Consider the following 8,219-nt stretch of genomic DNA (forward strand, 5'->3'; position numbering starts at 1 on the left):
CAACTCGCGCCATGCCGCCATGGTGCTCGGGCTCTCACTTCCGGGGGACACGGTGCTCTACCTGCTCCTGCCGATGTTCGCTCCTGCGTTTGGCGTCACCTTGCCCGAAGCGGGCATTCTCCTGGCCGCTAACCGCCTGGTGCGCATTGCGGGCTACGCAGCGGTGGCAAGGTTTTACGCCCGCAACGGTGAACGGCTCACCTGCTCACTGGCGGCGCTGGCGGCCGCGGTGTGCGCATTGGGCTACGCGATGCTGACCGGGTTCGTCGCCCTGTTGTTCTTGCGGCTCTTGTGGGGCCTGGCCTTCGCCGCCCTGAACCTGGCCACCCAGGCATTGGCCACCGCCGAACCGGCGGGCGCTGCGCGTCGGGCAGGGCGGTCCCGCGCATTCACGGCACTGGGGCCCATGCTTGCCCTTCCTTTGGGCGGCGTGTGCGCGCTTTGGTTTGGCCCCAAAGTTATTTTTTTCCTGTTCGCGGCTGTTGCGTTGAGTGCCTTGCTGGTCGCGCGGCAGATGCCAACCGGCGCGCATGCTGAGCCGGCACCACGAAAAACAGGAATCAGGCTTCCGGGCGGGCTGGACATCTTTTCCTTCACGGAAGGCCTGGTGCTGGACGGCCTCTTCATCATCGGCCTGTCTTATCTGGGCCGTGACCTGTTGCCCGGCAACCCGGTCATCGTGGCCGGGCTTCTGCTGTCGGTCCGCTACCTGGCGGAAATTGTCTTGAGTTCTGCCGGCGGACACATGGCTGAAAAGCATGGCGTCGAAGTTCTTCTGGTGACCTTCTCCGTGCTCACTTCTGTTGCCCTGGTGGGCTTTGGTTTCGGCTGGCTGTGGACTTGCGCACTTGCCATTGTGGTTTTGCGTGCCTTGCTGTTGCCGCTGCTGCCGCCGCTGGTTGCACTGCGCACGCCGGGGCCCGGACGCATACAGGCTCTCGCCACACGCTCGGTCTGGCGCGACATGGGCGCCGGCGCAGGCCCGGTGCTGGCCGGCCTGTTGTTGCCCATCGTGCCCTCCGCATGGATTTACGGCGTTGCTGCACTTCTTCTTTCGGTCACCGCCATGGCCTGCCTGAGGCAGCGCAGCAACTGAGCGCGCATCCGATACCACTTTTTTCATTCCCTCTTCTTTTGGAGATTTTCACTTGGACATTCACCACACACTCATCAATTGCGCCGGGGGCACGGTCGCGTTACCAGTCAGCCCGATGAACCATCGAAGCGATGGCGGACATTTGCTGGTCAATCCGCCCCGGCCGGTGTGGGAAAGAAGTGAACTGACCCCCGATGAACTGGCGCTATGGGCCTGCCTGGTCGCAGCCACCGCAAGAGCCATGCTGGAAACACTGCCCCAGCTCGCCGGAGGGTGCCTGAACTACTGGGAGGCCGGTAACAACGCGCTCAACGAACTGGCGCATCCACCCGGACCAAAAACCCCCCAGCTTCACCGGAAAATGCATCTGCATATCTTCGGAAGAAGCCCAAAAGCGAGTCACCCCGATTGGCAATGGGGCGAACCACCGCAGTTTCCAAAATTTGCTTCATCCAAAACCTGGGCGGCTCAGTTCAGCCGTCTGGAGCTGGACGAATGCGAAGCCATAACAATGAGGCTCGAAGTGCTGTTGGCAACCAGGTATGCGGTGGGCTCTTAGCCGCGCTGCGCAGGCGGCCGACGCGTGCCCGCCACACGCCGCGAATTTCTTCCCGTGTCACACAACTGCCATTGAACTGACACGAACGCGTCACCCCCGGCTCCCAGAATCACGCCATGACCAGCATGACGGAGCACCCGATGAATGACGGACAGGCGCAGGGCCCCAGCCGCACCTTGAGCAGCGGCATCCAGGACTTCAACAAGCAGTGCCTGCGCATCCTGCGCTGCACCGCACAAGCCCTGGCGAACAGCCCTGGCGGCTTGCGTTTCAAGGCGGGCACCCGGCCCTGGCTTGAGGGTCTTTCGAATGCGCGGCCGATGCTGGCCGCCGGTTTGGGGCGACGTGACAAGGTGGTTTCGCTGACCGCCGGTGATTGAGAGTCAAAGCCCCTTTTTTGGGGCTTTTTTACAGCGCGATTTGAAGTTGCCGAAGTTGTTGAGACACCAGGAAACAAGGAGTTAGCCATGAAAGAACTGCCCAATCCCACCTTTGCATTGTCGCCAGTCGCAATGCCACGGGGGTCACTTCATCAAAGCGGTCATGCTGTCATTCCCGCCGTTGTTCAAAGGCCTGCCGTGGGGAAAATCACGGTCAGCTGGGCCCGGCACCAGGACGAGGTCCGGCAGGCACAGCGCCTGAGGTACCAGGTCTTTGCGCTCGAAATGGGTGCCAACCTTTCCAAGGTGCTGCCCGGCCACGACGTCGACCTGTTTGACGACTATTGCGAACACCTGCTGGTGCGTGATGCCGACAGCCAGGAAGTCATAGGCACCTACCGCGTGCTGACGCCGACCCAGGCAAAGCGCGTGGGCAGCACCTACAGCGACACGGAATTTGACCTGACCCGCCTGCGCTCCCTGCGCGAGCGCATGGTCGAGCTGGGCCGCAGCTGCGTGCATGCCGACCACCGCCACGGCGGCGTCATCCTGGCGCTGTGGGGTGCGCTAGCTGAATTCATGGCGCGCAACCAGCTGGACACGATGATCGGCTGCGCCAGCATCCCGATGCAGCACAACGGTGTCTCCAGCGGCCACGCCGCCGCCAGCATCTGGCGCCAGGTGCGCCAAACGCATCTGGCACCCATTGAATACCGCGTGACGCCGCGTCTGGCGCTGCCGGTGGAGCGACTGGACGACACGCTGGACGTGGAGCCGCCCGCGCTGATCAAGGGCTATTTGCGCCTGGGTGCCAAGGTGCTGGGCGCACCGGCCTGGGACCCGGACTTCAACTCGGCCGACCTGCCCATGATGATGCGCATCGCCGACCTGCCGCCGCGCTACCTCAAGCATTTCTCCGGTAAGCCTGTGTCGGGCAGCCCTTCGGAGGCCTGATGCGCAGCATGTTTGACGCCATGGGCGCGCTGGCTTCGTCTGGGAACGGCTTCAGCGGGAACGGCGACGACCATGATGACGACGACTCGCTGCGCAAGCGCTACCGCACCATCTTCATTTCAGACATCCACCTGGGCACGCCCGGCTGCCAGGCGGTCGCGCTGCTGGATTTTTTGAAGGCCCACCCGAGCGACAACCTGTACCTCGTGGGCGACATCGTCGACGGCTGGCAGCTGCGCCGCCGCTGGTACTGGCCGCAGTCGCACAACGACGTGGTGCAAAAACTGCTGCGCCGCGCCCGCAAAGGCTGCCGCGTGGTCTATGTGCCGGGCAACCATGATGAGTTTGCGCGTGAATTTATTGGCAACCAGTTCGGYGGCATCGAGGTGATCGATGAAGCCGTGCACACCACCGCCGACGGCCGGCAGCTGTGGATCATCCACGGCGACTACTTCGACGCCGTGGTGCAGTGCGCCAAATGGCTGGCCTACGTGGGCGACAACCTCTATGAATTCACACTCAAACTCAACCGCCACCTCAACAGCCTGCGCGCCCGTTTGGGGCTGCCGTACTGGTCGCTGTCGGCTTACCTGAAGCAAAAGGTCAAGAGCGCGCTCAATTACGTCACCGACTTTGAAGAGGCCGTGGCCAATGAAGCCCGCCGCCGCGGCCACCAGGGCGTGGTCTGCGGGCACATCCACCGCGCCGAGATGCGCGACATCAACGGCGTGCTGTACTGCAACGACGGCGACTGGGTGGAAAGCCGCACCGCGCTCGTGGAAAACTTCGACGGCACCCTCGAGCTGGTGCACTGGGCGCCCGCGCATGAAACGCAGGGCCGCGGGCATGTAGCTTCCACGGTGACCGCATGAGGGTCGCTCTTGTAACGGACGCCTGGCAACCGCAGGTCAATGGCGTGGTCACCACCCTGGTGGAGTTGGTGCGTGAACTGCAGGAGTTGGGGCACCAGGTGGAAGTGATCCAGCCTGGCCTCTTCAAGACGCGGCCTTGCCCGGGTTATGCCGGTATTGACCTGGCGGTGCGCCCCAAGCGCGGCCTGACCGAAAAGCTCGATGCCTTTGCGCCTGAGGCCATCCACATTGCCACCGAAGGCCCGCTGGGCTGGGCTGCGCGCAGCTATTGCCTCAAGCGCGGCCTGAAGTTCACCACCGCATTTCACACCAAGTTCCCCGAGATCCTTCATGCGGCATTGAAGATTCCGCTGTCCTGGGGTTATGCGCTGTTCCGCCATTTCCACAGGCCCTCGTCGGGCGTGATGGTGCCTACCCATGGCGTGCTGCGCATGCTGGAGCAGCGGGGCTTTCAGAACCTGCGCAGCTGGACGCACGGCGTGGACACGGAGCTTTTCGGCTTTGAGCCGCAAGCGCGGCTGTACCCGCCCATGGGGACGGTGGTGCGGCCGGTGTCGTTGTTTGTGGGCCGGGTGTCGTATGAGAAAAACATCGAGGCTTTCCTCAAGCTGGACATTCCGGGGACCAAGGTGGTCTGCGGGGTAGGGCCCCTGGAGGCAACGCTCAAGGAGCGTTATCCGCAGGTCCGCTGGATGGGTGTTCTGCCCCGGGATGAGCTGGCCAAGGTCTACGCGGCGGCCGATGTGTTTGCCTTTCCCAGCCGGTCGGAAACTTTTGGCCTGGTGATGCTCGAAGCCATGGCAGTCGGCACACCGGTAGCCGCCTACCCGGTCGATGGCCCGCTGGAGGTGCTTGGAAAGCCCGATGGAAGCTGTCACGGCGGTGTCATGCATGAAGATTTGCAACAGGCTTGTTACAGCGCATTGGCTGTGCCGCGCCATGAAGCCCGTTTGCGCGCGCTGGACTTCAGCTGGGCCCATGCGGCGCAGCTTTTCGAGTCGTTCCTCGTAACCGCCGGGCACAACAACGCCATGAGCGGTACTTGCCAGCCTTTTCAGGCSGGTGCACCATCAGTCAAAAGTACTGTCACGCCAYTGTCATGAAACACGTCAACACTGTGACTTGTTGTTAATGACAAAGACCACTCTTGTTGATGCCCACTTCACCCGCCTCGGTGGCAGCCGCTGCGCCACCCGTCCAGTTCCTGGACCGCGACCACAGCATTCTTGCCTTCAATGAGCGGGTGCTGGACTGGGCCAGGCGCCCGGACGTGCCGCTGCTGGAACGGCTGAGGTTTCTCTGCATTGTCTCGTCCAACCTGGACGAGTTCTTTGAAGTCCGGACCGCGCCCCACCTGACGGCGGCGCAGGCCAATGAACAAAAAGCGCTGTATTCGGTGCAGTCTTTCGCCGCACTTTCTGCGGCAGCCCACGACATGGTGGCGCGCCAGTATTCGCTCTACAACGACGAGCTGCTGCCGGCCTTTGAGCGGCAGGGCATACGCATCGTCTCGCACGGCGAGCGCAATGCGGCCCAGCGGCGCTGGGTGAAAGCATATTTCGAAAGGGAAGTGCGGCCGTTGTTGATTCCAGTCGGGCTGGACCCTTCGCATCCGTTCCCGCAGGTGGCCAACAAGTCGCTCAACTTCATCGTGCGGCTGGGCGGTCATGACGCCTTTGGGCGCGACAACGACATTGCCATCGTCAAGGTGCCGCGCGTGTTGCCGCGGCTGATTCATATGCCTTCGCACGGCAAGGACAAGAGCCGGCTGTTCGTGTCGCTTTCCAGCGTGATCCGGGCACACCTGGCCGAGTTGTTTGCCGGCCGCGAAGTGGGGCAGTTCTCGCAATTCCGCGTCACCCGGCATTCTGACCTGGCCGTGGATGAAGACGACGTCAAGAACCTGCGCACCGCCTTGCGCCAGGGCCTGGAGCAACGCCATTACGGGCAGGCTGTTCGGCTGGAGGTTTCTGCGGGCTGTTCGGAATACCTGGCCAGCTTCCTGCTCAGGCAATTCAACTTGCCGACGCAGTCCCTGTACCGGGTGCACGGCCCCGTCAACCTGGTGCGGCTGACGCAACTGGTGGACCTGGTCAATGACCCCAAACTGCTCTTCCCCGGCTACAGCGCGTGTTACCCCACCCAGTTGCAGCCCGGCCAGTCGTTCTTTGAGCGGCTCAAGGAAGGCGACGTTTCCATTCACCAGCCTTTTGAAAGTTTTGACGGCGTGCTCGTCTTCCTGCGCGAGGCGGTTAACGACCCGCAAGTGCTGGCGATCAAGCAGACCATTTACCGCACAGGCACCGACTCGGAGCTGATGGTGCTGTTGCGCGAAGCGGTGCGCCGCGGCAAGGAAGTGACGGTGGTGGTGGAGCTCAAGGCGCGCTTCGATGAAGAGGCCAACATCAACTGGGCGGAAATGCTGGAGTCGATAGGTGCGCAGGTGGTGTACGGCGTGGTGGGCCTGAAAACCCACGCCAAGATGCTGCTGGTGACGCGGCGCGAAGGCAAACACCTGGTGCGCTATGCCCATCTTTCCACCGGCAACTACAACCCGCGCACGGCCCGCCTTTACACCGACCTGAGCTACCTGACGGCCGACCCCTTGACGACGGCCGACATTGACAACGTGTTCGTGCACCTGGCCAGCCAGAGCCGCCTGCCCAAGCTGCACCATTTGCTGCTGGCGCCGTTCCAGCTGCACCGCAAGCTGATCGAGAAAATCGATTCGCTGGGCGAAGCCGCCCTGCAGGGCAACGACACCCGCATCGTGGCCAAGATGAACGCGCTGACCGACGAAGACCTGATGCAGGCGCTGGTGAGGGCGGGGCAGCGCGGCGTGAAGATCGACCTGATTGTGCGCGGCGCCTGCATGCTGCYGGCCCAAGTACCGGGTGTGACGGACAACATCCGCGTGCGCTCCATCATCGGCCGCTTCCTCGAGCATTCACGGGTGTTTTATTTCCGCTGTGCTGAAGAGGAAACCTTGTTGCTTTCCAGCGCCGACTGGATGAACCGCAACATGTTGCGCCGGGTTGAACTGGCCTGGCCTGTGACCGACCCCGTTCTGCGCCAGCGCATCATCGACGAGTGCCTGGTGGCCTACCTGCATGACGGGCGCGACGCCTGGGATCTGCAGCCTGACGGCACTTACCTGCGCGTGAACCCGCAGGGCGATGCCCCGCGCCACGGTGCGCAAGCGGCCTTGATGGCACGCTATTCGGCTCCCCATCACCAGGAAAAATAACATGGACCTGATCCTGTGGCGCCATGCAGAGGCAGAAGACTGGCCCGAGGGTGACCCGCAGGGCGGAAGCGATCTTGAGCGCTCACTGACGTCAAGGGGCGAGAAGCAGGCGGCCCGCATGGCCAATTGGCTGGACCGTCAGTTGCCCGAAGGCGCGCGCATTTTCGTTAGCCCGGCACGGCGCTGTGAGCAGACCGCGCTGGCGTTGGGACGCAAATACAAAATCCGTAGTGAGCTGGCGCCCGACGCCACGGTTGAACAGCTGCTGGAACTGGTGCAATGGCCGTCGGCCAGGTCGCCGATTCTGGTGGTGGGCCACCAGCCCAACCTGGGGCAGGCCATCGCGCAGCTGCTCAGCTTGCAGGAAAGCGAATGCCCGGTCAAGAAGGGTGCGCTTTGGTGGCTTCGCAGCCGCGACCGGGATGGCCTCAACCAGACCGTCGTGGTGACCGTGCAGTCGCCTGAAGTTCTCTGAAACAGCAGCACACTCAAAGCCTGCCCGCGGACAAAAAACGGACCCAATACAGGTAAGTTTTCCCGGTGCCAAGGCTATAGTGCAAATACCGCCGTTCCAGGGCCTGATCCAGTTTCTATGTCCAGATTAGATCGCAACCGCCAGGTTATGCCGCAGGTTTTGCGGCATACATTACGTTAAGCAATCCTTTTGATTCGCCAGTTCTAAGGAATTCGATGCATGCTCTAGGCGCTATATTGCTGGTCATTGCGGGCGCCATTTGGGTGATAGGGGGCCAAATTGTCGTGGGTCGGTGTCACAAGCGGTACGGGAAAGAGTTGACGTACAGGCAGTACAAATTGCCCTGGTCTATTTTCAATTCAGAAGAGTGGAAATTGACTGCAATTCTTGCAATTGCTTCGCTTTCTTTGGGAGGACTTGGTGCGACATTTGTGCAGTGGTAAAAGGACGAGTTTGTTTAACACAACGCTGGACGCTGTCACGCAAGCGTGCCGGTCAGCTCGGCGTTAAACCATATGTCCTTTTGTTCATCTTGCGGAGAGGTCATTGGAACCAATGCCACAAGCTGCCATCAGTGCGGCGCTGGGGTTGGAACTATTCGGGGATGGATGCCTCTTGGCTCGCCTCCTCCGTCTG

8 protein-coding genes are annotated in these 8,219 nt (G+C 62.0%); all 8 read left to right on the top strand.

Going from position 1 to position 8,219, the window contains the following annotated elements; all coding sequences use genetic code 11:
• Window positions 1-1,096, top strand: a 1,096-nt coding sequence (locus tag AC1DWI_RS07535; protein WP_477724615.1) for an MFS transporter, incomplete at its 5' end; no start/stop codon positions are given.
• Window positions 1,097-1,148: 52 nt separating this feature from the next.
• Entirely contained in the window at window positions 1,149-1,655 is a 507-nt protein-coding gene (locus AC1DWI_RS07540; RefSeq protein ID WP_477670901.1) for a hypothetical protein, read from the top strand.
• A gap of 116 nt (window positions 1,656-1,771) precedes the next feature.
• A complete protein-coding gene (locus AC1DWI_RS07545) occupies window positions 1,772-2,035 on the top strand; it encodes a hypothetical protein (protein ID WP_477667213.1) in 264 nt (87 codons plus the stop codon).
• An 87-nt stretch (window positions 2,036-2,122) separates the two neighbouring features.
• Entirely contained in the window at window positions 2,123-2,989 is an 867-nt protein-coding gene (locus AC1DWI_RS07550) for a GNAT family N-acetyltransferase (protein WP_477670900.1), read from the top strand.
• On the top strand, window positions 2,989-3,861 hold the full coding sequence (locus tag AC1DWI_RS07555) for a UDP-2,3-diacylglucosamine diphosphatase (RefSeq protein ID WP_477670899.1): 873 nt from the start codon (window positions 2,989-2,991) through the stop codon (window positions 3,859-3,861). Before AC1DWI_RS07550 ends, AC1DWI_RS07555 begins: the two co-directional genes overlap by 1 nt.
• Entirely contained in the window at window positions 3,858-4,964 is a 1,107-nt protein-coding gene (locus AC1DWI_RS07560; RefSeq protein ID WP_477670898.1) for a glycosyltransferase family 4 protein, read from the top strand. The genes AC1DWI_RS07555 and AC1DWI_RS07560 overlap by 4 nt, the downstream gene beginning before the upstream one ends.
• 50 nt (window positions 4,965-5,014) lie before the next feature.
• Window positions 5,015-7,108 carry a polyphosphate kinase 1 gene (gene ppk1, locus AC1DWI_RS07565; RefSeq protein WP_477724616.1) on the top strand — a complete coding sequence of 698 codons (2,094 nt, stop codon included), beginning with the start codon at window positions 5,015-5,017 and terminating at the stop codon, window positions 7,106-7,108.
• Between the two features lies 1 nt (window position 7,109).
• Window positions 7,110-7,583 carry a SixA phosphatase family protein gene (locus AC1DWI_RS07570; RefSeq protein ID WP_477670896.1) on the top strand — a complete coding sequence of 158 codons (474 nt, stop codon included), beginning with the start codon at window positions 7,110-7,112 and terminating at the stop codon, window positions 7,581-7,583.
• Window positions 7,584-8,219 lie beyond the last annotated feature (636 nt).

This window comes from Polaromonas sp. P3_C2 (genome assembly GCF_056402675.1).

Bases quoted from the DNA above. Each gene is read 5' to 3' on its own strand.
- AC1DWI_RS07545 (WP_477667213.1), top strand. From the start codon at position 1,772: ATGACCAGCATGACGGAGCACCCGATGAATGACGGACAGGCGCAGGGC.
- AC1DWI_RS07550 (WP_477670900.1), top strand. From the start codon at position 2,123: ATGAAAGAACTGCCCAATCCCACCTTTGCATTGTCGCCAGTCGCAATG.
- AC1DWI_RS07570 (WP_477670896.1), top strand. From the start codon at position 7,110: ATGGACCTGATCCTGTGGCGCCATGCAGAGGCAGAAGACTGGCCCGAG.